General features: G+C 65.0%; 17 protein-coding genes and 1 pseudogene. 9 read left to right on the top strand and 9 right to left on the bottom strand.

Annotation, left to right across the window (positions count from 1 at the left end):
* Window positions 1-50 precede the first annotated feature (50 nt).
* Complete coding sequence (locus THL1_RS27100) at window positions 51-1,988, top strand: RecQ family ATP-dependent DNA helicase (protein WP_069086128.1); 1,938 nt, start codon at window positions 51-53, stop codon at window positions 1,986-1,988.
* A 115-nt stretch (window positions 1,989-2,103) separates the two neighbouring features.
* A complete protein-coding gene (locus THL1_RS27095; protein WP_069086127.1) occupies window positions 2,104-2,706 on the top strand; it encodes a nitroreductase family protein in 603 nt (200 codons plus the stop codon).
* 152 nt (window positions 2,707-2,858) lie between these two features.
* On the opposite strand, the gene THL1_RS27090 is transcribed toward THL1_RS27095, so the two are convergent.
* On the bottom strand, window positions 2,859-3,758 hold the full coding sequence (locus THL1_RS27090; protein WP_069086646.1) for a LysR family transcriptional regulator: 900 nt from the start codon (window positions 3,756-3,758) through the stop codon (window positions 2,859-2,861).
* 105 nt (window positions 3,759-3,863) lie between these two features.
* Here THL1_RS27090 and THL1_RS27085 point away from each other — a divergent pair.
* The 5 genes and pseudogenes from THL1_RS27085 to sstT all read left to right on the top strand — a co-directional run bounded on the left by THL1_RS27085 (window position 3,864) and on the right by sstT (window position 10,278).
* Window positions 3,864-5,089, top strand: a pseudogene (locus tag THL1_RS27085) (3-hydroxyacyl-CoA dehydrogenase NAD-binding domain-containing protein).
* Window positions 5,090-5,091: 2 nt separating this feature from the next.
* The gene (locus tag THL1_RS27080) at window positions 5,092-6,882 is read left to right on the top strand and encodes an acyl-CoA dehydrogenase C-terminal domain-containing protein (RefSeq protein WP_069086126.1); all 1,791 of its coding nucleotides are present in this window, start codon (window positions 5,092-5,094) and stop codon (window positions 6,880-6,882) included.
* A gap of 61 nt (window positions 6,883-6,943) precedes the next feature.
* Entirely contained in the window at window positions 6,944-8,107 is a 1,164-nt protein-coding gene (locus tag THL1_RS27075) for an iron-containing alcohol dehydrogenase (RefSeq protein WP_069086125.1), read from the top strand.
* Between the two features lie 91 nt (window positions 8,108-8,198).
* Window positions 8,199-8,636 carry an acyl-CoA thioesterase gene (locus tag THL1_RS27070; RefSeq protein ID WP_069086124.1) on the top strand — a complete coding sequence of 146 codons (438 nt, stop codon included), beginning with the start codon at window positions 8,199-8,201 and terminating at the stop codon, window positions 8,634-8,636.
* 397 nt (window positions 8,637-9,033) lie between these two features.
* Window positions 9,034-10,278: a serine/threonine transporter SstT gene (sstT, locus tag THL1_RS27065; protein WP_069086123.1), complete on the top strand. Its 1,245-nt coding sequence runs from the start codon at window positions 9,034-9,036 to the stop codon at window positions 10,276-10,278.
* Window positions 10,279-10,333: 55 nt separating this feature from the next.
* Here the strand turns inward: sstT and THL1_RS27060 are convergent, their stop codons facing one another.
* From THL1_RS27060 to yrfG, 6 genes are all read right to left on the bottom strand, one after another.
* On the bottom strand, window positions 10,334-10,732 hold the full coding sequence (locus tag THL1_RS27060; RefSeq protein WP_069086122.1) for a glycine zipper domain-containing protein: 399 nt from the start codon (window positions 10,730-10,732) through the stop codon (window positions 10,334-10,336).
* 168 nt (window positions 10,733-10,900) lie between these two features.
* On the bottom strand, window positions 10,901-11,392 hold the full coding sequence (locus tag THL1_RS27055) for a hypothetical protein (protein WP_069086121.1): 492 nt from the start codon (window positions 11,390-11,392) through the stop codon (window positions 10,901-10,903).
* A gap of 404 nt (window positions 11,393-11,796) precedes the next feature.
* Window positions 11,797-14,118, bottom strand: a complete 2,322-nt coding sequence (locus THL1_RS27050; protein ID WP_069086120.1) for an FdhF/YdeP family oxidoreductase — start codon at window positions 14,116-14,118, stop codon at window positions 11,797-11,799.
* Window positions 14,115-14,960 carry a formate dehydrogenase accessory sulfurtransferase FdhD gene (gene fdhD / locus THL1_RS27045; RefSeq protein WP_083246024.1) on the bottom strand — a complete coding sequence of 282 codons (846 nt, stop codon included), beginning with the start codon at window positions 14,958-14,960 and terminating at the stop codon, window positions 14,115-14,117. Before fdhD ends, THL1_RS27050 begins: the two co-directional genes overlap by 4 nt.
* 96 nt (window positions 14,961-15,056) lie before the next feature.
* A complete protein-coding gene (locus THL1_RS27040; RefSeq protein ID WP_069086119.1) occupies window positions 15,057-15,953 on the bottom strand; it encodes a LysR family transcriptional regulator in 897 nt (298 codons plus the stop codon).
* A gap of 22 nt (window positions 15,954-15,975) precedes the next feature.
* Complete coding sequence (gene yrfG / locus THL1_RS27035; RefSeq protein ID WP_069086118.1) at window positions 15,976-16,638, bottom strand: GMP/IMP nucleotidase; 663 nt, start codon at window positions 16,636-16,638, stop codon at window positions 15,976-15,978.
* Window positions 16,639-16,772: 134 nt separating this feature from the next.
* On the opposite strand from yrfG, the gene nudE reads away from it, so the two are divergent.
* Window positions 16,773-17,339, top strand: a complete 567-nt coding sequence (gene nudE, locus THL1_RS27030; RefSeq protein ID WP_069086117.1) for an ADP compounds hydrolase NudE — start codon at window positions 16,773-16,775, stop codon at window positions 17,337-17,339.
* A complete protein-coding gene (gene cysQ / locus THL1_RS27025) occupies window positions 17,336-18,157 on the top strand; it encodes a 3'(2'),5'-bisphosphate nucleotidase CysQ (protein WP_069086116.1) in 822 nt (273 codons plus the stop codon). The genes nudE and cysQ overlap by 4 nt, the downstream gene beginning before the upstream one ends.
* A 147-nt stretch (window positions 18,158-18,304) precedes the next feature.
* On the opposite strand, the gene THL1_RS27020 is transcribed toward cysQ, so the two are convergent.
* Together THL1_RS27020 and arcC are read right to left on the bottom strand one after the other, a co-directional pair.
* Window positions 18,305-20,212, bottom strand: a complete 1,908-nt coding sequence (locus tag THL1_RS27020; protein ID WP_069086115.1) for a beta-ketoacyl synthase — start codon at window positions 20,210-20,212, stop codon at window positions 18,305-18,307.
* 279 nt (window positions 20,213-20,491) lie between these two features.
* Window positions 20,492-21,424 (bottom strand): carbamate kinase, encoded by a 933-nt coding sequence (gene arcC / locus THL1_RS27015; RefSeq protein WP_069086114.1) that lies wholly within the window; start codon window positions 21,422-21,424, stop codon window positions 20,492-20,494.
* Between the last annotated feature and the right edge of the window lie 32 nt (window positions 21,425-21,456).

The raw sequence follows: 21,456 nt of genomic DNA, 5'->3' as shown, positions 1-21,456 counted from the left end.
TCAGGTTCATCGCGGTCCATGATCAATGTCCCATCAAAGGAGTGATCCCCATGCCCGCAACCAGCCTCGCCAAGGTGTTCGGTTACGACAGTTTTCGCCCCGGCCAGGAAGCCGCCATTTCTGCCGTGCTGGCCGGCCGCTCGGCTGCCGCCATCTTCCCCACAGGCTCCGGCAAGTCCCTCTGCTACCAGTTGCCGGCGCTGCACCTGCCGCACCTGACCCTGGTGGTATCGCCGCTGCTGGCGCTGATGCAGGACCAGTTGGCCTTCCTCCATCGCCATGGCATCGCCGCCGCCAGCATCGATTCGGCGCAAAGCCGCGAAGCGGTGGCCGAGGTCATGGCGCGGGCCCGATCCGGGGAGCTGAAGATCCTGATGATCTCCGTGGAGCGCCTGAAGAACGAACGCTTTCGCAGCTTCATCCAGCAGGTGCCGATTTCCCTGCTGGTGGTGGACGAGGCCCACTGCATTTCCGAGTGGGGCCACAACTTCCGCCCCGACTACCTCAAGCTGCCCGAGTACCAGCACCAGTTCGGCATTCCCCAGGTGTTGTTGCTGACCGCCACGGCGACGCCGACGGTGATCGCCGACATGCAGCGCAAGTTCGCCATCGCCGATGCCGATGTCATCACCACCGGCTTCTACCGCCCCAACCTCAACCTGCTGGTGGAACCGGTGGCTGGAGCGCGCAAGCTGGAGCGGCTGGCGGATTGGCTGGGCGCCCGCACCGGGCAGCCGGCCATCGTCTACGTGACCCTGCAGAAAACCGCCGAAGAGGTTGCCCGGCACCTCACTGAAAGGGGCGTTGCCGCCAGTGCCTACCATGCCGGCATGCCCACTGAAGAACGTGAGGCCCTGCAGCGCCGGTTCATGGCCGGGCAGGTCAACGTGATGGTCGCCACCATTGCCTTCGGCATGGGCATCGACAAAAGCGACATCCGCCAGGTGGTGCACTACGACCTGCCCAAATCGGTGGAGAACTACAGCCAGGAAATCGGTCGCGCCGGACGCGACGGCAAGCCGTCGGACTGCCTGGTGCTGGCCAATCGCGACAGCCTCAACGTGCTGGAAAACTTCGTCTACGGCGATACCCCGGAGCTGGCCGGTATCCGGCAGGTGCTGGAGGAACTGAAGGCCTCGGGGGCGTCGGGCGACCGTTGGGAGCTGATGCTCGGTGCGCTCTCGGACCAGAGCAATATTCGCCAGTTGCCGTTGAAAACCCTGCTGGTGCAACTGGAGCTGCGCGAGATCATCGCGCCACTGTTCGCCTACTTCGCCGAGTACCGTTTCAAGTACCTGCAGGAGCCTGATGCCCTGGTACGGCAGTTCGAGGGCGAGCGTCGCCAGTTCGTCGAAGCCCTGGTGCAGACGTCCACCCGCGCGCGCACCTGGTGCACGGTGGATTTCGACCGGCTCTATCGTGATCACAGCGCCGAGCGCAGCCGCGTGGTGAAGGCCCTGGACTACTTCCAGGAGCGCGGCTGGATCGAGCTGGAAAGCAAGCAGATGACCGAGGTCTACGCGGTGCTCAAGCCCGATTTCGAGCCCGCTGCGCTGGCCGCCGAGCTGCACGGCTACTTCCGCCAGCAGGAGCGCAGCGAAATCGCTCGTATCCAGGCGATGCTGGCGCTGTTCGCCAGTGAACACTGCCTCAGCGCACGGCTGGCCCACTACTTTGGCGACCTGGCGGTACCCGAGCATTGCGGCCATTGCTCGGTTTGCCAGGGGCGGATCGCCAGGCTGCCTGCACCGCCGGCGCTGCCACCGCTGGAGGGGCAGGACTTCCAGGCGTTGTGCGGGGCCTTCATGCGTCGATACGAAGAGTTGAAGGGCGAGCGACCCGGCGTCGAATGCCTCACTCGCCTGCTGTGTGGCATCACGGCGCCGCTCTTCACCCGGCTCAAGGCTCGCAGCCTGCCCGGCTTTGCCGCCCTTGAAGCCTATCCCTACGCCGAGGTGCGCGACTGGGTCAGCCGCCAGATGGGGTGAGACTTGCCAGGTCATCCTGATTTTTCGATCGCATGCATCGTTAATCAGAGTTGGTAGGCGGTGCCTCGGCTGCTTAGGATGGCGCCCTTTCAATTTCGCCACCCAGGAGCCTCACGTGCACATTGATGAAGCCATCCGCAGCCGCCGCGCCATCAAGGCCTATGACACCAACCACAGCCTGAGCCGCGAAGAGAAGGACGAGTTGCTGCAACTGGCCCTGCTCGCGCCCACCGCCTTCAACCTGCAGCACGTGCGCCTGGTGGAAGTCAGCGACCCGGCCCTGCGCCAGCGCATTCGCGATGTGGCCTGGGACCAGGCCCAGGTGACCGAGGCGTCCATGCTGGTGCTGGTCTGCGCCCGCCTGGATGCCTGGGAAAAGGACGCCGCCCGCGTCTGGGCCGAAGCCCCGCAGCCGGTGCAGGACTTCATGTCCGGCGCCATCGACACCTACTACCGCGGCAAGCCCCAGGTGCAGCGTGATGAAGTGATGCGCAGCTGCGGCCTGGTCGCCCAGACCCTGATGCTCGCTGCCCGTGGCAAGGGCCTGGATACCTGCCCCATGGACGGCTTCGATTTCGACGCCGTGGCTGACCTGATCCGCCTGCCGGAAAACCACGCCATCGGCCTGATGGTGGTCGTGGGCAAGCAGGCCGTCGCTGCCCGGCCGCGCATCGGCAAGCTGGCGTTTGACGAAGCGGTGATCCGCAACCAGTTCTGATTGCGCCGCCGGGCCACTGAAAATGAACGCCGCCGCTGCTCACGCAGCGGCGGCGTTTTCATTTCTGCGAGATCGATTTGTAGGGTGTGCTGCGCGCACCGCAGTCCCCGAGCAGGTCTTCCGGTGCGCGCAGCGCACCCTACTCAAGCCCCTCATATCCGCCCGATGGCCATCAACCGCTCGATCAGCCACTGCAAGGCTTCGTCTTCCTCACGCTGGGCCACGCTCACCAGATCCAGGTGGAAGGGGCCGAGGGCGAAGGGCAGGGGCTGAACCTGCAGGGGCATGAGGCTGGCGAAGTGCTGGGCCAGCCGCGCCGGCAGCACCACGGTGAGGTCGGTACTGGCGACGATATGCGCCGCCTGCAGGTAGTTGGGTGTGGTGTAGACGATGTCCCGTGCCAGTCCTTGCTCCCCCAGCCATTGATCGACCATGCCTTTGGTCTGGCCACCGTGTACCCAGAGGTGGCGTAGCCTGAGAAAACCCGACAGGTCGGGCGCTTCCTGCATCTGCGGATGGTCGCGGCGGGCCACCAGGCGCAGCGTCTCGCTCATCCAGCGGCGGCTGGCGAAGCGCGCGGGAATGCTTTCGAAGCGGCCCAGCACCAGGTCCAGTTCGCCTTGGTCCAGCGCGGCGGCGGGCAGGCTCGGCGAGAGATGGCGGATGGCGATCTTCACCCCCGGTGCCTCCTCTGCCAGCTGCTGCAACAGGCGCGGCATGCAGATCAGCTCCACATAGTCGGTCACGGCGATGGTGAAGCGCTGGCGGCTACGCGCCGGGTCGAAGCCTTCGCCGACGACCAGGCTCTGCTCGATCTGCTTGAGCGCGGCACGAATCGGGGTTTCCAGGGCCAGCGCCCGTGGTGTCGGCTGCATCGCGCGGCCCACGCGCACCAGCAAGGGATCCCCGAGCAGCTCACGCAACCGGTTGAGTGCGTTGCTCACCGCTGGTTGGCTAAGGGAGAGACGTTCCGCCGCCCGCGAGACGTTGCGTTCGCGCAGCAAGGCGTCCAGCACGCGCAGGAGGTTGAGGTCGAAGTTGGAAATATTCACCGGAGGAATGCCATCTATCACAAGACTAAATTTCAAAAATAGTAGCGGCTTCCTTAAGGTGATTGGCGATTTCGACTTCCCATCAGAACAACAAGAGGGCCACCCATGACCCAGAACGCATTCAACATCCAGCGGGCCGCTGTGATCGGCGCCGGCACCATGGGCCGCGGCATCGTCATGAGCCTGGCCAGCGCTGGCCTCGACGTCCTTTGGCTGGATAACAATCCGCAGATGCTCGAGCAGGCCCAGGGCGTGGTCGCTGACACCTATGCCCACAACGTGCGCCAGGGCCGCATCAGCGAAGCCCAGGCTGCCGAGCGCATTGCGCGAATCCAATCGGTTGGCGCCTACGACGATCTTGCCGAGGTCGATCTGGTGATTGAGGCGGTCTTTGAAAACCTCGAACTCAAGCAATTCATCTTCCGCGAACTGGACGCCCGCCTGAAGCCGGCGGCCATCCTGGCCAGCAACACCTCTGCCCTGGATATCGACGCCATCGCCGCCGTCACCAGGCGCCCGCAGCAGGTCCTGGGCCTGCACTTCTTCAGCCCGGCCCACATCATGAAGCTGCTGGAAATCGTCCGGGGCGCCCGCACCGCCCCCGCCGTACTGGACGCTGCCCTGGCCCTGGGCCAACGCATGGGCAAGGTCAGCGTGGTGGCTGGCAACTGCAAGGGCTTCATTGGCAACCGCATGCTCCATACCTATGTGCGCGAGGCGCGGATGATGCTGCTGGAAGGCGCTTATCCGCATCAGGTGGACAGCGCGTTGCAGGGCTTCGGTTTCGCCATGGGCCCGTTCCGCATGTACGACGTGGTCGGCATCGACCTGGAATGGCGTGCCCGCGAACTGGCCGGCAAGGGCCAGGACGACCCGGCCGTGCAGGTGGACAACCGCCTCTGCGCATTGGGCCGCTTCGGCCAGAAGGCACACATGGGCTACTACCGCTACGCCGAAGGCAGCCGCCAGGCCGAGCACGATCCGGAAGTGGACGCGTTGGTGCTGGAGGTGTCCGCGCATCTCGGCTTCCGTCGTCGGGACATCGGTCCCGAGGAAATCCTCGAGCGCTGCTTGCTGGCCCTGGTGAACGAGGGGGCGAAGATTCTCGAAGAAGGCATCGCGGCCTCCAGCGCCGATATCGACACCGTTTACCTCAATGGCTACGGCTTCCCGGCCGACAAGGATGGGCTGACGGCCAGGGGCTGGCGTCGATCCACGCGCGCCTGAACACCCTTACCGAACTCTTCGGCGCCCACTGGCAGCCGGCGGCGCTGACCCGCCGCCTGGCCGAGTCCGAGCGCCACTTCGCCGATTTCCAACAGGAGGCCTAACCATGGCTTACAAGGCACCTCTGCGCGACATGCGCTTTGTGCTCCACGAACTCTTCGACGTTTCCGCTCACTGCGAGCTGCTGGCCAACGGTCTGGATCGCGAATTGATCGACGGCGTGCTGGAAGAAGGCGCGCGTTTTGCGGGCGAAGTGGTTTCGCCGCTGAACCGTAACAGCGATGAACAAGGCGTGACCCTGGAGCAGGGCGCGGTGACCACGCCCAAGGGCTTCCGCGAAGCGTATCGACAGTATTGCGACAACGGCTGGGCAAGCATGACCGGTCCACAGGAGTTCGGTGGCCAGGGCTTCCCGCAGATGGTCGCCTGCAACTTCCACGAGATGCTGATGGGCGCCAGCCTGTCCTTTCGTGTTTATTCAGGCCTCACCGAGGGCGCGGTAGTGGCGCTGCACAAGCATGGCAGCGACGCGCTCCGGCAGGCCTACCTCGGCAAGCTGGTGAGCGGCCAGTGGGCCGGCACCATGTGCCTCACCGAGCCGCAGGCGGGCACCGACCTGGCCCTGCTGCGCGCCCGCGCCGAGCCCCAGGCCGATGGCAGCTACAAGGTCAGCGGCAGCAAGATTTTCATCAGCGGCGGTGAGCAGGACCTGTCCGAGAACATCGTCCATCTGGTGCTGGCGCGCTTGCCGGACGCCCCGGCCGGCGTGAAAGGCATCAGCCTGCTGCTGGTACCCAAGTTCATCGCCAACCCCGATGGCACGCCGGGCGCGAAGAACGCCCTGGGTTGCAGCGCCATCGAACACAAGATGGGCATCAAGGGCGCCGCCACCTGCGTGATGAACTTCGATGGCGCTATTGGCTGGCTGATCGGTGAGGCCAACCAGGGCCTGGCCTGCATGTTCACCATGATGAACGACGCGCGCTTCCAGGTCGGCCTGCAAGGGCTCGGCATCGGCGAGCAGGCGTTCCAGGGCGCCCTGGCCTATGCCCGCGAGCGGCTGCAGTCGCGCGCCCTGAGTGGCCCGGCGGCGCCGGACAAGGCGGCCGATCCAATCATCCATCACCCCGATGTGCGGCGCATGCTGCTGACCCAGAAAACCCTGGTGGAAGGCAGCCGCATGCTGGCCGCCTACTGCGCGTGCCAGCTGGACCTGGAACACCGCCATCCGGATGCCGTCGAGCGCAAGGGCGCTGCTCGTCGCGCGGCGCTGCTGATTCCCATCGTCAAGGCCTTCCTCACCGACATGGGCCAGGAAGTGGCCAGCCTCGGCGTGCAGGTCTACGGCGGTCACGGCTTCATTCGTGAATGGGGCATGGAGCAGCTGATGCGCGACAGCCGCATCACACAGATCTATGAGGGCACCAACGGCATCCAGGCGCTCGACCTGATCCGCCGCAAGCTGATGGGCGACGGCGGTGCCGAACTAGCCGTCTTGCAGGATGAGTTCGCGGCCCTGGCCGATGCCCAGGTCGGACGCGCCGAACTGGCCGAGCTGGCCGGTGCGGTGCTTGCGCGACTGCAGGAATGGCGTGCCCTGACGGCCACGCTGCTGGACCGGGTGCGGGAAAACCCCGAGGAAATCGGTGCTGCTTCGGTGGATTTTCTCCAGTACTCGGCCTATGTGTTGCTGGCGGGTTTCTGGTTGCAGGCTGCGTCGCGTGCCCAGGACGCCCTGGAAGCCGGCAGTTCGGAAGTGGGCTTCTACCAGGCCAAGCTGCACAGCGCGCGCTTCTACCTGCGCCGCGTGCTGCCGCGTGCCAGCAGCCACCGCGAGGCTTTGCTCGGCGGCGCCGATTGCCTGATGGCGCTGCCCGAGGCGCATTTCGCGTTCTGAGGGCACCACCCTGCGCGCCGCACGACCGCGGCGCGTGCACACAACAAAGGAGGACGCCACGATGCAGCCCTTCAGCTTCGCCACTACCGCGCAGATTCTCTGCGAATCCGGCTCGGCCGTGCGCCTGGCCGAGCTCTGCCGCGAGCGCGGCGCTCATCGCGTGTTGTTGGTCACCGACCCGGGTATTACCCGTTTCGGCCTGCTCGATGAGGTCCTCCCCGGTTTCGTCGCCGATGGCCTGACCGTCGCGGTCTACGACCGGGTCCAGGCCGATCCACCCGAAGCGATCGTGCTGGAGGCAGTGGAACTCGCGCGGGCGCTGGGCGCCGAGCTGATCGTGGGCTTCGGGGGTGGCAGCTCCATGGACGTGGCCAAGCTGGTGGCGCTGCTGGCGCACCCGGACTGCCGCCAGGGGCTGGCGGAGATCTATGGCGTGGGCAATGCGCGGGGTCGGCGCCTGCCGCTGTTGCAGGTGCCAACCACCGCCGGCACCGGCTCCGAGGTGACACCGATTGCCATCGTCACCACCGGCGAAACCTCCAAGATGGGCGTGGTGTCGCCGCTACTGCTGCCCGACCTGGCGCTGCTGGACGCGGACCTGACCCTTGGCCTGCCGGCGGCAGTGACGGCGGCCACCGGTATCGACGCGATGGTCCATGCCATCGAGGCCTACACCAGCAAGGTGAAGAAGAACCCGCTGTCCGACCTGCTGGCGCGCGAGGCGCTGCACCTGCTGGCCGGCAACCTCGACGCCGTGATCCTTGACGGCCACAACCGCGAGGCACGCCAGGCCATGCTGCTGGGCGCCTGCCTGGCTGGCCAGGCGTTCGCCAATGCCCCGGTGGCGGCCGTGCATGCGCTGGCCTATCCGCTGGGTGGGCACTTCCACATCCCCCATGGCTTGTCCAATGCGCTGGTGCTGCCTCATGTGCTGGGCTTCAACGCCGAAGTGGCGGCGCCGCTGTATGCCGAACTGGCGCCCCTGGTGCTCGGGCACAAGCTTCGGCCTGGCAGTGACACCAGCCTGACTGAGCAGTTGATCGTCGAGCTGGCCGATTTCAGCGCCCGCAGCGGCCTGCCGACTCGCTTGCGAGAAGCCGGCGTGCCGCAGGACATGTTGGACAAGCTGGCCAGCGATGCCATGTTGCAACAGCGTCTGCTGGTGAATAATCCCCGCGAGGTCAACGAGCGGGATGCGCTGGCCATTTACCAAGCGGCCTATTGAGCCGGCCGGTCAGTCCAAGGGTGGATCGGTGGAGCGTGATCCCCCTACGATTTCCACCCTCGGCCACCCCCAATCGAAGCCAAGGAACCCCATGAGCCAACCCCAGCACCTGCGCGGCGACTACCGCCACTTCCAGCCCATCACCACGCGCTGGCATGACAACGACATCTACGGCCATGTGAACAACGTGGTCTATTACGGCTACTTCGACAGCGCCGTAAACACCTACCTGATCGAGCAGGGCGGCCTGGATATCCACGACGGCAACGTGGTGGGTTTCGTGGTCAGTTCGTCCTGCGACTACTTCGCCTCCATCGCCTTCCCTGACCGCATCGAAGTCGGACTGAGGGTGGGCAAGCTCGGCAACAGTTCGGTGCAATACGAACTGGCGATCTTCAAGCAGTGCGAGATCGATGCCTGTGCGGCCGGGCGCTTCGTGCATGTGTTCGTTGACCGCGAAAGCAACCGGCCAGTGCCGATTCCGGAGGCATTGCGCGCGGCATTGGCAGAGCTGGTGGTGGAGGGCTGACGCTCAACCCATGTTGTGGGAGCGAATTCATTCGCGACGCAGTCCGCAGGGCTGCGCATCGGTCTCTGGGAGGCCCCTTCGCGAATGAATTCGCTCCTACAGGTTGTCCCATCGACCGTTGCGGCGCCTGTGGACAACTTTCACCCTGTCGACCCGAAACGGCTGAAATAGCGACATCCGCCGGCCCGACCGTCTGTCTGCTCTACCCATTCGCGGCGCGAATCCGCACAATGCGCGCCAAACCCGAATCGTCCCGACCGGCTGCGAGGTGAACACCACGCGGCGCGGCTCTTTCTTTTCCGCTTGATCTGCGGCAGTCAGGGCGGGGCGTTATCGGGGTTCAATTTCCACTCGGGGCCGGCTCGTCGTGCGGCCCGAACGTTCAGCGGTACCTGCCATGACCCACGCAAACGGCTCCATCCTGCAACGCTTGAAACGCACCAGCCTGGTAACCCGGATCATCATCGGCCTGATCGCCGGCATCGCCCTTGCTCTGACCTCGCCCGAATACGCCAGCGCCGTCGGCCTGCTCGGCAAGCTCTTCGTCATGGCCCTGAAGGCCGTCGCGCCGGTGCTCGTATTCGTCCTGGTGATAGCGGCCATCGCCAACCACAAGCCGGGTGAGCGTACCCATATCCGGCCGATCCTGTTCCTCTACCTGATCGGTACCTTCTCCGCTGCGGTAGTGGCGGTGCTGGCTTCCAGCCTGTTCCCGTCCACCATCACCCTGTCTACTGGTGCTGCCGACCTGGCTCCGCCCGGCAATATCTCGGAGGTGCTGTTGAGCCTGCTGGGCAGTGCCGTCGCCAACCCGGTGACCGCGCTGATGGAAGCCAATTTCATCGGCATCCTGGTCTGGGCCGTGGGGCTGGGCATCGCTATCCGCCAGGGCAGCGAAACCACCCGCAACGTGTTCAGCGACCTGTCCCACGGCGTATCGCTGATCGTCCGCGTAGTGATCAGCTTCGCCCCGCTGGGCATCTTCGGCCTGGTGGCTTCCACCCTGGCGGAGAACGGCATCGGCGTGTTGGCGGACTACGCCCATCTGCTGGCTGTCCTGCTGGGCTGCATGCTCTTCGTGGCCTTCGTGGTGAACCCGCTGATCGTGTTCGCCAAGATCCGCCGCAACCCCTACCCGCTGGTGCTGACCTGCCTGCGAGAAAGTGGTATCACCGCCTTCTTCACCCGCAGCTCTGCGGCCAACATTCCGGTGAATCTGCAACTGGCAGAGAAGCTCGGCCTGCACGAAGACACCTACTCGGTGTCCATCCCGCTGGGGGCCACTATCAACATGGCCGGTGCCGCGATCACCATCACCGTGCTGACGCTGGCAGCGGTGACCACCCTCGGTATCCAGGTGGACATCCCCACCGCCATCCTGCTCAGCGTGGTGGCCTCCATCTGTGCCTGCGGCGCCTCCGGCGTGGCCGGTGGTTCGCTGCTGCTGATCCCGCTGGCGTGCAGCCTGTTCGGTATCCCGAGCGAAGTGGCCATGCAGGTGGTCGCCGTGGGCTTCATCATCGGCATCCTCCAGGATGCGGCCGAAACCGCCCTGAACTCCTCCACCGATGTGCTCTTCACCGCGGCCGCCTGCATGGCCAGCGGCGACGTGATTGATGCGCGCGCCGCGCAGATCGGCTGACAGCCGCCCACAAAAAAGCCCGCTCGATTGAGCGGGCTTTTTCATAGGTGCCAGATCAGTGGCGATGCTTGCGGTGCTTGCGATGACCATCGTGATCGTCCTTGGTCAGCTCGGTGGCGATTGCACCGCCAGCTGCACCGCCCAGGCCTGCGCCGATGGTGGAACCGGTGGAACCGCCCAGCGCGCGACCGGCCACCGAACCGCCTGCAGCACCCAGGCCGCCGCCGATGGCGGCTTCGGTCTTGTTGCCTTTCCTTGCGGTGACGGCGCTACCTGCCGCGCCACCCAGGCCTGCGCCAATGGCTGCACCGGTGCTGCCGCCGACGGCGTTGCCGACAACGTTGCCCAGGACGCCACCGAGGCCACCGCCGATGGCATTGTTGGTGGTTTCGCCAGCCACTACGGCTTGGGTCGCCAGCAGGCTGAGGGCGAAGGCGGTTACTGCTTTACGCATCTTGCTAAGTCTCCGTTACGAATGGGGCGTCCATGGTCCCGAGGCTTTGTCGGGTGTACCCATGACACAGGTCAGATTATGTAATCGGACGGGGCCAGCTGTCGCTCGACCAGGCCTCAGGTCTGGAAAAAGCCCGCTTGAAGCGGGCTTTTTGGTTAGCGGTGTTGATCAGTCATCCCAATCGTCGTGGTCGCGATGCTTGTGCTTGCGGTGGCCCCAGCCATGACCACGGCCGGGGTGATCGCGGTAGGCACGGCGATAGTGGCGACGATCATCATCGTAGTCGTCATCGTCGTAGCGGTTCCTGTCGCCGTATTCATTGCCCAGTGCTCCGCCGGCGCCACCACCCAGTGCCGCGCCGATCAGGCCGCCGGTGGTTCCGCCCATCTGCCGGCCGACGACTTGACCGCCGGCTGCGCCGAGGCCACCGCCGATGGCGGCTTCAGTACGGTTGCGGCGCGAGGCACCTACTGCACCGCCTGCTGCGCCACCCACGCCAGCGCCGATGGCTGCACCGGTGCTGCCGCCGACAGCGTTGCCGACCACGGAACCCAGGACCCCGCCCAGCGCGCCGCCAACACCGGCTTCGGTATTGTTGCCTGCGAAGACGCTGCCGCTGGCCAGGCCAAGAGACAGAAGAAGGATCGAGGTGTACTTCATGGTGAGGGTCGCCTCATTGGTTTTGGTGAGGTGATATTTACTGTGGGAATTAACTTACGCAAGTGTCGGACGACGAAAAGCACCAACTTTTCTTGTTTTTTTAATTATTTGCTTTTGGGGTAGAACTTTTTTCTTCTGGCGCTGTCTGACCTTTGTTCGGGCCCTTTAAATATCTGCATTTCACACTGTCTGGATAATGGCAGAGTGCCTTGGAAGTTCCCCGTTGCGTTGAAACTTTATATAGCTATTCACGCCGTGTTTCAAATTGTTTCTTGGAATTGAAGTTCCACGAAACAAACTCCGCTTACTTCAATTGATAACTTCTTGCTGACAGCCATTTCCAATGGCCGCCAGGGCGCGCGGTGCGCCCCTGGTGGACCAAGGCGAGCCAACGGGCCGCTTCCTCAGAGGATGCGGCCGCTGTCCCTGGAGGGTTCGAGGCGAATGGCTACGAACTTCGAGGTGGGGGTGTAACTGCCTTCGCCGTAACTCTCCAGCGGCACCAGCGGGTTGGTTTCCGGGTAATAGGCGGCGGCCTGCCCGGTCGGGATGTCGAAGGCCAGCAGGCTGAAGCCGGATACCCGGCGCTCCACGCCGTCGTCCCACAACGTCACCATGTCCACCTTCTGCCCCGGCTCGAAGCCCAGGCGGCGAATGTCCGCTTCGTTGGCGAAAACCACCTCGCGCTGGCCGCGCACCCCGCGATAGCGGTCGTCCAGGCCGTAGATGGTGGTGTTGTACTGGTCGTGGGAGCGCAGCGTCTGGAGGATCAGGTGCGGCTTCTGCCCGGTGCTGCGGATCTTCTCGTGGAGCAGGTCCGCCGGCAGCGGGTCGGCCTTGAAGTTGGCACGGCCGCTCGCGGTGCTCCACTGCCGGGTGTTGGCGGTGTTGCCGAGGTAGAAACCGCCCGGATGCTGCACGCGACGGTTGAAGTCCTGGAAGCCGGGGATGGTGTCGGCAATCAGGTCGCGAATCCGGTCGTAGTTGCCGATCAGTGCATCCCAGTCCACCGGGTAATTGCCCAGGGTGGCTTTGGCGATGCCCGCGACGATGGCCGGCTCCGAGCGCATTTCGCGGGACGACGGTTCCAGTTGACCGTAGGACGCGTGGATCATGCTGAAGGAGTCTTCCACCGTCACCGCCTGGGGCCCTTCGACCTGGCGATCGATATCGGTGCGGCCGAGGCACGGCAGGATCAGCGCGTCCTGGCCAACGGTCAGGTGGCTGCGGTTGAGCTTGGTGCTGATTTGTACCGTCAGATCGCAGCGCTGCAAGGCTGCATGGGTGCGCTGGCTGTCCGGGGTGGCCTGGGCGAAGTTGCCGCCAAGGCCGATGAACACCTTGGCCTCGCCATCGAGCATGGCGTTGATCGCTTCGACGGTGTTGTGGCCGTTCTCCCGCGGGACCTTGAAGCCGAAGCGCTGCTCCAGTGTATCCAGCAAGGCAGCCGGCGGCCGGTCGTTGATGCCCATGGTGCGGTCGCCTTGCACGTTGCTGTGGCCACGCACCGGGCACAGCCCGGCGCCGGGGCGGCCAACGTTGCCGCGCAGCAGTTGCAGGTTGACGATTTCCTGGATGGTGGGCACCGAGTGGCGGTGCTGGGTGATTCCCATGGCCCAGCAGATGATGACGTTGCCTGCGTCGCGATAGATGCGGGCGCAGATTTCGATCTCGTCCAGGGCGAGTCCCGACTGCTGCTCGATCTGCGCCCAGGGCGTGGCGTCCACTTCAGCCAGGTAGGCGTCGACGCCATCGGTGTGCTCAGCGATGAAGGCGTGGTCGAACACCGGCGCGTCGCCCTTCGCCTGGGCCTCGCGTTCCCATTGCAGGAGAAACTTGGCGATACCGCGAATGGCAGCCATGTCGCCACCCAACGCCGGGCGGAAGAAGGCAGTGTTCAGCGGGCGCGAGCCGTTGCCGAGCATCTCCAGCGCGTGCTGCGGATGCTGGAAACGCTCCAGTCCGCGTTCCTTCAGCGGGTTGAAACAGACCACCTGAGCGCCGCGTTTTACCGCTTCGCGCAGCGGTTCGAGCATGCGTGGGTGGTTGGTGCCGGGGTTCTGGCCGAGCACGAAGATGGCGTCGGCCTGTTCGAAGTCGTGGAAGGTCACGCTGCCCTTGCCGACCCCGACGCTCTGGCTCAGGGCCACGCCGCTGGCTTCGTGGCACATGTTCGAGCAGTCGGGGAAGTTGTTGGTGCCGAAAGCACGGACGAACAGTTGGTAGAGGTAGGCCGCCTCGTTGCTGGCGCGGCCGGAGGTGTAGAACTCTGCCTGGTGCGGGCTTTCCAGATTGCGCAGGTGGCGGGCGACAAGAGCGAAGGCGTGGTCCCAGCTAACCGGCACGTAGTGGTCGGTCTGGCGGTCGTAGCGCATGGGCTGGGTCAGGCGGCCCTGGTACTCGAGCCAGTAGTCGCTCTGTTCGCGCAGCTGGCTGACGCTGTAGCGGGCAAAGAATGCGGCATCCACCCGGCGCTTGGTGGCTTCCCAATTGACTGCCTTGGCGCCGTTCTCGCAGAACTTGATGCGGCCGTCTTCCGGGGAATCGCCCCAGGCGCAGCCGGGGCAGTCGAAGCCGCCGCTCTGGTTGGTCTTCAGCAGCGCCCGGAGGTTCTTGAACGGCTGTTTGCTGTCCAGCCAGAAGCGGGTGACGCTTTTCAGCGCACCCCAGCCGGCTGCGGCGCCCTTGTAGGGTTTGTAGCGGGGGTTTACGGGTTGCAGGCTCATTCGGTAGGGGCTTTCGGTTGCGGCGCCGGGCTGTAGACCCGTGGGGCGCTGTGGTGGGGCAGGTGGATAAGGTTGAGATGGTGCCGGCGCGCCCATTCCACCGTCAGGGTGGTGGGGGCGGAGAGGCTGACCAGGGTGGACAGGCCGGCGCGCACCGCCTTGTGGATAAGTTCCAGGCTGCAGCGGCTGGTGACCACGGCGAAGCCTTCGCGTGGGTCCAGTCCTTGGCGCAGCAGGGCGCCGATCAGTTTGTCCAGGGCGTTGTGGCGGCCAATGTCTTCGCGGCACAGGCGCAACTCGCCTGTGGCATCGACGAACAGGGCCGCGTGCAGGGCGCCACTGCGGCGGGCCAGTTCCTGGGCCTCGTTGATGCGCTGGCGCAGGTCGAAGAAATGCTCGGCGGGTGGCAGTGGCGACGGCGTCAGGGAGCGCAGTTCGGGCAACGCCTGTTCCAGCGCTTCCACGCCGCAAAGGCCGCAGCCGGTCGTGCCGGCCAGGTTGCGGCGCTGCTCCTTGAGGGACCAGAACGCGCGGTTGCCGATGTCCACTTCGGCATGCAGGGCAATGCCTTCGCCTTCGACCTGAATGTCATAGATGTCGTCGATGGACTGCACGACTGCACTGCTCAGGCTGAATCCGGCGACGAAGTCTTCCAGTGCACTGGGAGACACCATCATGACGGCATAGCTGACGCCGTTGTAGGAAATCGCCAAAGCGCATTCTTCGGCCAGCGCAGCATCGTTTACGCGCGCATTAGCGTCCAGCTCGGCATATTGGTAGCCGGTTGGTTCGGGTGAGTTATCCACAGCGGTGAGGTGGCGCTTGGCGTCTGGGTTCGGCATGGATATGCCCCCTGCGACGGAATGACTCAGCCATCCTAGGCCCGTCTGCCACGGGCGTCTAATCGCTATTCCCGATTCAGTGATCGAGCGCGTTTATCAAGGCGCCGAACCGAGGCCCAGCAAGGTCCGCGCCTCGGAGAAACAGGCATCGGCCAGCGCAGAGCGGGGCGCACCGCGGCGCAGGATCAGGCCGAGCGGCGCAAGGGTGCGGGCGTCTTCGATGGGGATTAGCGCCAGGTGCTCGGTGAAATCGTCCAGGCCGCTGTCCAGCGGCATGATGGCGCAGCACAAGCCGGCGCTGACGGCCTGCAGCAGTTGATGCACGGCGTCGGTTTCCAGGCGTGGCTGGGGTGAGAGGCCGCGGCTGCGGAAACCGTGGTCGATGGACTGTCGAAAGTGCATGCCGCCGAAGAGCAGGCCCAGCGGCAGATTCACCAGGCTTTCCCAGGGCAGCGCAGGGGTGTCGAAGCTGAAGTGGCGGCGATCATGCAGCAGGCCCATGCGGGTCTGCGCCAGTTCCAGGCTTTCGAAGTGCTCGCGGTCCAGGCGGTCCAGGTAGGACAGGCCGAGGTCCAGCTGATTGCGCGCCAGGCCTTCGAGAATCTGTTCGGAGCTCATGGAAAATAGCTGGAAGCGCAGGCTGGGGTGCGGGCCCGAGAACGCCTCTACCAGGCGCATCGGGTCGAAGCCGGCCAGGGGCACCATGCCCAGGCGCAGGGTACCCACCAACTGACCACGGCACGCGGCCGCTTCGGCGTAGAGCCCGTCGTGGGCCGCCAGCAGCGTACGCGCCCAGGCCAGCACGCGCAGCCCAGCGTCGGTGAAGCCCTCGAAGCGCTGGCCGCGGATCACCAACTCAAGCCCCAGCTCTTCTTCCAGGCTGCGCAGGCGCATGGACAGCGTCGGCTGGGTGACGTGGCAGCGCGTGGCGGCCTGGCCGAAGTGGCGGGTCTCCTCCAGCGCGATGAGAAACTTCAGTTGCTTGATGTCCATACCGGCTCCTCCACGGGAAGTCTCAGAGTCCCTGGCTCAGATCGCGGTAGCTGTCCACCGCCGCGAACTCCTCGGTGTCCTTCGGGCCCTTGCGGCTGTCCGGTTCGCGCACTGCCAGGAGTTGGGCGATGCCGTATTGCCGCGCGCTACGCAGGATCGGCAGGCTGTCGTCGATGAACAGGCTGCGTGCCGGGTCGAAGCCGAACTCCTCTTGCAGTGCCTGCCAGAACTGCTGGTCTTCCTTGGGAAAACCATAGTCGTGGGAACTGATCAGGCGGTCGAACCAGGGCGCGAGGTGTACCCGTTCCATCTTCAGCGACAGTGAGTCGCGATGGGCGTTGGTGATCAGCGCCACGCGCTTGCCGGCACTGCGCAGGGCGGCGAGGAAGTGGTCGGCATCCGGGCGCAGGGCGATCAGGTGCGCGACCTCGCGCTTGAGGTCGCGGATCGACAGGCGCAGCTCGCGGCTCCAGAAGTCCGTGCAGTACCAGTTCAGTTGCCCGGCGTTGTCGCGGAACAGCGGTAGCAGTTCGGCGTCGGCCAGTTCGCGGCTGATGCCGTGGTGCTCGGCGTAGCGCTGGGGCAGGTATTCCATCCAGAAATGGTTGTCGAAGTGCAGGTCGAGCAGTGTGCCGTCCATGTCGAGCAGCACGGTGTCGATCTCGTTCCAGGGCATCTGGGGCATGGCGGTGTCGGTCGTTTCCGAAGGGAGGGGCTGTCGCCATTGCGTCGCTGGTCGTCGCGGGCGAGCAATCTCCAGCGGGGACAATGGGCGAAGGCGGAGTATGATAACCCGCCGGTCATGCCAAGGAGTCCGTTATGCGTCAGAAGCCCACGGTGCTTGCTCGCGAGATAGTCGCCAGTAGCCGTCTGTTCCGTGTCGAGGAGCTGCAATTGCGCTTCGCCAATGGCGTCGAACGCACCTACGAACGCTTGGTGGGCAAGGGCTCCGGCTACGGCGCGGTGATGGTGGTGGCCATGGCTGACGCGGAGCACGTACTGCTGGTGGAGGAATACTGCGCCGGTACGGACGACTACCAACTGTCCCTGCCCAAGGGGCTGATAGAGCCGGGCGAAGATGTGCTCGCCGCCGCCAATCGCGAGCTCAAGGAAGAAGCGGGATTCGGTGCGCGCCAACTGGAGTACCTGACGGAGCTGTCCTTGTCGCCCGGCTACATGAGCCAGAAAATCCAGGTGGTCCTGGCCCGTGATCTCTTCGAGGAAAGCCTGCCGGGGGATGAGCCCGAGCCGCTGCGGGTGGACCGCATCAGCCTGCGCGAGCTGTCCAGCCTCGCGCAGCATCAGCAGTTCAGTGAAGGTCGCGCCCTGGCGGCGCTCTATCTGACCCGTGACATCCTGACCCAGCGTGGTGAGTACCAGCCATGAACCATCCCCTGATTCCTGCCGTGATCGATCTGGTGCGCCAAGCTGGCGAGGTCATCCTGCCCCACTGGCGCAGTGAGCTGGAAATCACCGAGAAAGCCGATGCCTCTCCCGTCACCGCCGCCGATCTGGCGGCGCACAAGGTCCTGGTCGCTGGCCTGGCAGCGCTGGATGCGGGCATTCCGGTGCTTTCCGAGGAAGCCGCGGACATTCCCCTGGCCGAGCGCGCCCGCTGGCAGCGCTGGTGGCTGGTGGACCCGCTGGATGGCACCAAGGAGTTCATCTCCGGCAGTGAGGAGTTCACCGTCAACGTGGCGCTGATAGAAGGCGGCCGGGTGGTATTCGGTGTAGTCGGCATGCCGGTCACCGGACGCTGCTACTACGGCGGCGCCGGCCTGGGCGCCTGGAGTCAGGATGAGGAGTTCGAAGCCGACGAAATCGCTGTACGCATCGCGCCGGACGAAGCTTTCACCGTGGTCGCCAGCAAACGCCATTCGAGCCCGGCGCAGGAACGTCTGCTGGCCGGACTGTGCGAACGTTTCGGTGATCTGCAACTGGCCAGTATCGGCAGCTCGCTGAAGTTCTGCCTGCTGGCCGAGGGTTCGGCGGACTGCTACCCGCGGCTGGCGCCTACCAGCCAGTGGGACACCGCTGCGGCCCAGGGCGTGCTCGAGGGCGCCGGCGGCGAAGTGCTGAACCTGGCGGGGGAGGCGCTGACCTACGAAGCGCGCGAAGACTTCCTCAATCCGTCCTTCCTGGCGCTGCCGGTGGCCGCCGAATGGCGGGCGGAGCTGATCCAGCTGGCACGCGCGCTGGACTGAGCATGGAGAAAACGAGAAAGGGCCCCGAGGGGCCCTTTTTCATGCTTGTCGCTTCATACGACACTCGTAGGATCGCGTAGAGCGAAGCGAAACCCATCACCGTGATCGATGGGTTTCGCAGGCTCTACCCATCCTACGGAAATCGCTTCAGTCGAGCATGTCGGCGAAGCGCTCGTCCTTCTTGTAGCGCAGCGTCTGGGCGAAGCCTGGCACCTGGATGCCCTCGGGGCTCAGTTCGATCTGCTGCTCGTCGATCAGGTCGTTGCCGAAGTTGTAGATGATGTCGAGTTCGCCCAGGCGCGCTCGGCGGTCGTATTCCTCAGCGTTGGCGCGGGTCTGCTCGCGCTTGGCCGCGTAAGCGGCAAAGGCGGTTTCACCGTGGCGTTTCTTCAGCATCTTCTCGGCCAGGCGCGGGGAGATGATCACCCCGGTGGCGTTATTGCCGCCGAAGCCCTTGGAGTTGATGAAGCAGACGTCCAGCTGGCGCTCGCCCAGGACGCGGTCACGGGTTTCGATGGACAGGTGCTGGCGGTGCACGTCGTCAGCTACCCGGTCGATGGTTTTGATGCCTGGCAGGATGCCGTACTTGAAGGTGCCCAGCGCGGCGATCACCTGGTCGCCACTGGCCGTGGCCAGGGAATGGCCCAGATAGGCCTTCACGGCCGCGACCGGCCATTGCTCGATGCCGAAGGCGCCGGCAACGCGGTCCAGCAGCTCGGACTCGGTGACGCGGTTGGCCGGGGTGCTGGAGCCGTGGGCATGGACGAAGCTGCGCTCACGCACGCCATTCGGGCCAATCAGCTGGGTGGCGGCAGCAACGGCCTTGGCCAGGGTCAGGTAGTTGCCCGGGCCGGGGGCGGAGATGGATTTCTTGAAACCATCGGCATTGATGAACACGTCGGTCACCGCGCCGTGAATATCGGCACCCAGTTCCAGGGCCAGTTCGTCATCCATCAGCACCACGTACTGGCTGGATTCGGCCAGGGTGAAGCCGCAGTTCTCGCCGAACGGGCGGCTGGCGCGGCGGAAGTCGACGTCCTCGCGGCCGCCGACCTGGCGCAGGCCTTCTTCGGTGGCCAGGGCGCCCATGGCGCCGTAGCCGTCGATGCATTCCTGGTTGATCGGCGCTTCGGCGTTGCCCACCAGGGCCACACGGGCGCGACCGGTGGTGATGAGTTCGATGGCCTTCTGCAGGTTGTAGAGGAAGGTGGCGCAGGCGCCGGTGACGCTGCCGGTGGTGCCGACGCTGCCCAGCACATAGGCGTTGATGAAGTCGGCGGGCATGGTATTCAGGCCCAGCGGCAGCTGCTTGGCGCTCACGCGGCTGCCCTTCAGGCGCGATTGCATCAGGCCGCCGAAACCGTTTTCGTCGAGCTGGCTCATGATGCTGCCGGAAAACACGGCGATTTCATCGGGCTGCACGTGATTGACGATGTCCTTCCACGGCAGGCCGATGGAGCGGATGGCATCGGTGGCGGCGACCACCGACATCTGCAGGCCGCGTGGGTGGAAGCGCGAGTTGTACAGCTCGCCTGGCTCGAAACCGGTGGGTAGCTGGCCGGCGGACTTCACCGGTAGCTCGCGGTAGCTGTCCACTTTGAAGTCGCAGCTGCCATGGATGGCGACGCGCACTTCGCCGTTATCCAGGGCTTCCACCGCCCAGTTGGCCGGCAGCGGCTCCGGCAGTTGCTTGCGCGAGGTGGTGAAGCTGAGGGACTGGCTGTCGCCGGCCTGGGCGGTGAGGCTTTTCTGCCAATGAGCGGCGTCTACGTCCAGGTGCTGTTTGCCAATGCGGCGCACCAGGGTGGAGTCGAGGATTTCGGCGGCGAAGCGGGCCTCGATCTCGGCCAGTGTCAGGACCTTGCCGTCGGCATCGAGGTACTGGCCGTCGGTCACGGTCACCAGCTTCATCATCACGGCGAGGCCGGCCAGGGTTTCCTGGCGGGCCTGGGCGTCCAGGGTTTCGATCACAATGCGGCGGAAGCCGTGGTGGAACGAGCTTCGCCCAGCTGCGTTGTAGCCGCCAAAACCCACAATCACTGGAAGTCGGGACATCTTTCGGAAACTCCTCAAAAAGACCATCTCATGCCGGCGGGTGGGCTTGGCCGCGGGGCGCCGCGCGTGGGGGCGGCAATATGCGGGGTCAAGCGTCACGGGCCAGGTGGCATGAGCCAGGTGGCAGCTCGAATGTATCGGGATGTCTACCTGACGCGGGGCATGACTATCAAGTCACGCCGATGGTCATTCGGCGGGAGATTGCGGACGGGGGACAGGAAAGGGTGTGGGAGCGAATTCATTCGCGATTGAAATCGCTCCCACAGTCGTGCCGGCAGATCAGCGGTACTCGATGCCGGCCTTCCGGGTGGTGACGCGGGTACCGGATTTGCCTTCGGTGATTGCCACGATGTTTTCCAGGGAGCCGATCACCGCGTCCTTGCCGGTGTTGCGCGCGAATTCCATCGCCGCCTGGACCTTCGGCCCCATGGAGCCGGCGGCGAAGCCGAGGCGTTCCAGTTCGTTCGGGTGGGCCTGGGCGATGGCCTTCTGGGTCGGCTTGCCCCAGTCGATGTAGGCGGCATCGACGTCTGTGGCGATGATCAGGACGTCGGCGCTGAGTTCTTCGGCCAGCAGCGAGGAGCAGAGGTCTTTATCGATCACCGCTTCGACGCCGGAGAGTTTCTTGCCTGATTCGTCATACATGGTCGGAATGCCGCCGCCGCCCGCGCAGATGACGATGGTGCCTTTCTCCAGCAGCCATTTGACCGGGCGAATCTCGAAGATGCGCTTCGGACGTGGGCTGGCGACCACGCGGCGGAACTTGTCGCCGTCGGGCGCGATGCTCCAGCCCTTTTCCTTGGCCAGGGCTTCGGCCTCTTCTCTGGAGTAGACCGGGCCGATCGGCTTGGTCGGGTTCTGGAAGGCCGGGTCCCTGGCGTCGACTTCGACCTGTGTGAGGATGGTGGCGAACGGCACTTCGAACGGCAGCAGGTTGCCCATTTCCTGTTCGATCATGTAGCCGATCATGCCTTCGGTCTCGGCGCCGAGAACGTCCAGCGGGTAGGGGGCGACCTTGTCATAGGCCGCGCCCTGCAGGGCGAGCAGACCCACTTGCGGGCCGTTGCCGTGGGCGATCACCAGTTCGTTACCCGGCGCCACCTTGGCAATCTGCTCGGCGGCAATCTTCACGTTGGCGCGCTGGTTGTCGGCAGTCATGGGCTCGCCACGACGCAGCAGGGCGTTGCCGCCCAATGCGACGACGATACGCATATTCAGTTCCTCCTGAGAGTGGGAGCGCGCCC

Origin of the sequence: Pseudomonas sp. TCU-HL1, assembly GCF_001708505.1 — a bacterium.
Taxonomy (GTDB): domain Bacteria; phylum Pseudomonadota; class Gammaproteobacteria; order Pseudomonadales; family Pseudomonadaceae; genus Metapseudomonas.
This window is presented reverse-complemented; position numbering and strand designations above follow the sequence as displayed.

Bases quoted from the DNA above. Each gene is read 5' to 3' on its own strand.
- THL1_RS27100 (WP_069086128.1), top strand. From the start codon at position 51: ATGCCCGCAACCAGCCTCGCCAAGGTGTTCGGTTACGACAGTTTTCGC.
- THL1_RS27080 (WP_069086126.1), top strand. From the start codon at position 5,092: ATGGCTTACAAGGCACCTCTGCGCGACATGCGCTTTGTGCTCCACGAA.
- THL1_RS27075 (WP_069086125.1), top strand. From the start codon at position 6,944: ATGCAGCCCTTCAGCTTCGCCACTACCGCGCAGATTCTCTGCGAATCC.
- THL1_RS27070 (WP_069086124.1), top strand. From the start codon at position 8,199: ATGAGCCAACCCCAGCACCTGCGCGGCGACTACCGCCACTTCCAGCCC.
- sstT (WP_069086123.1), top strand. From the start codon at position 9,034: ATGACCCACGCAAACGGCTCCATCCTGCAACGCTTGAAACGCACCAGC.
- THL1_RS27060 (WP_069086122.1), bottom strand. From the start codon at position 10,732: ATGCGTAAAGCAGTAACCGCCTTCGCCCTCAGCCTGCTGGCGACCCAA.
- THL1_RS27055 (WP_069086121.1), bottom strand. From the start codon at position 11,392: ATGAAGTACACCTCGATCCTTCTTCTGTCTCTTGGCCTGGCCAGCGGC.
- THL1_RS27050 (WP_069086120.1), bottom strand. From the start codon at position 14,118: ATGAGCCTGCAACCCGTAAACCCCCGCTACAAACCCTACAAGGGCGCC.
- fdhD (WP_083246024.1), bottom strand. From the start codon at position 14,960: ATGCCGAACCCAGACGCCAAGCGCCACCTCACCGCTGTGGATAACTCA.
- THL1_RS27040 (WP_069086119.1), bottom strand. From the start codon at position 15,953: ATGGACATCAAGCAACTGAAGTTTCTCATCGCGCTGGAGGAGACCCGC.
- yrfG (WP_069086118.1), bottom strand. From the start codon at position 16,638: ATGCCCCAGATGCCCTGGAACGAGATCGACACCGTGCTGCTCGACATG.
- nudE (WP_069086117.1), top strand. From the start codon at position 16,773: ATGCGTCAGAAGCCCACGGTGCTTGCTCGCGAGATAGTCGCCAGTAGC.
- cysQ (WP_069086116.1), top strand. From the start codon at position 17,336: ATGAACCATCCCCTGATTCCTGCCGTGATCGATCTGGTGCGCCAAGCT.
- THL1_RS27020 (WP_069086115.1), bottom strand. From the start codon at position 20,212: ATGTCCCGACTTCCAGTGATTGTGGGTTTTGGCGGCTACAACGCAGCT.
- arcC (WP_069086114.1), bottom strand. From the start codon at position 21,424: ATGCGTATCGTCGTCGCATTGGGCGGCAACGCCCTGCTGCGTCGTGGC.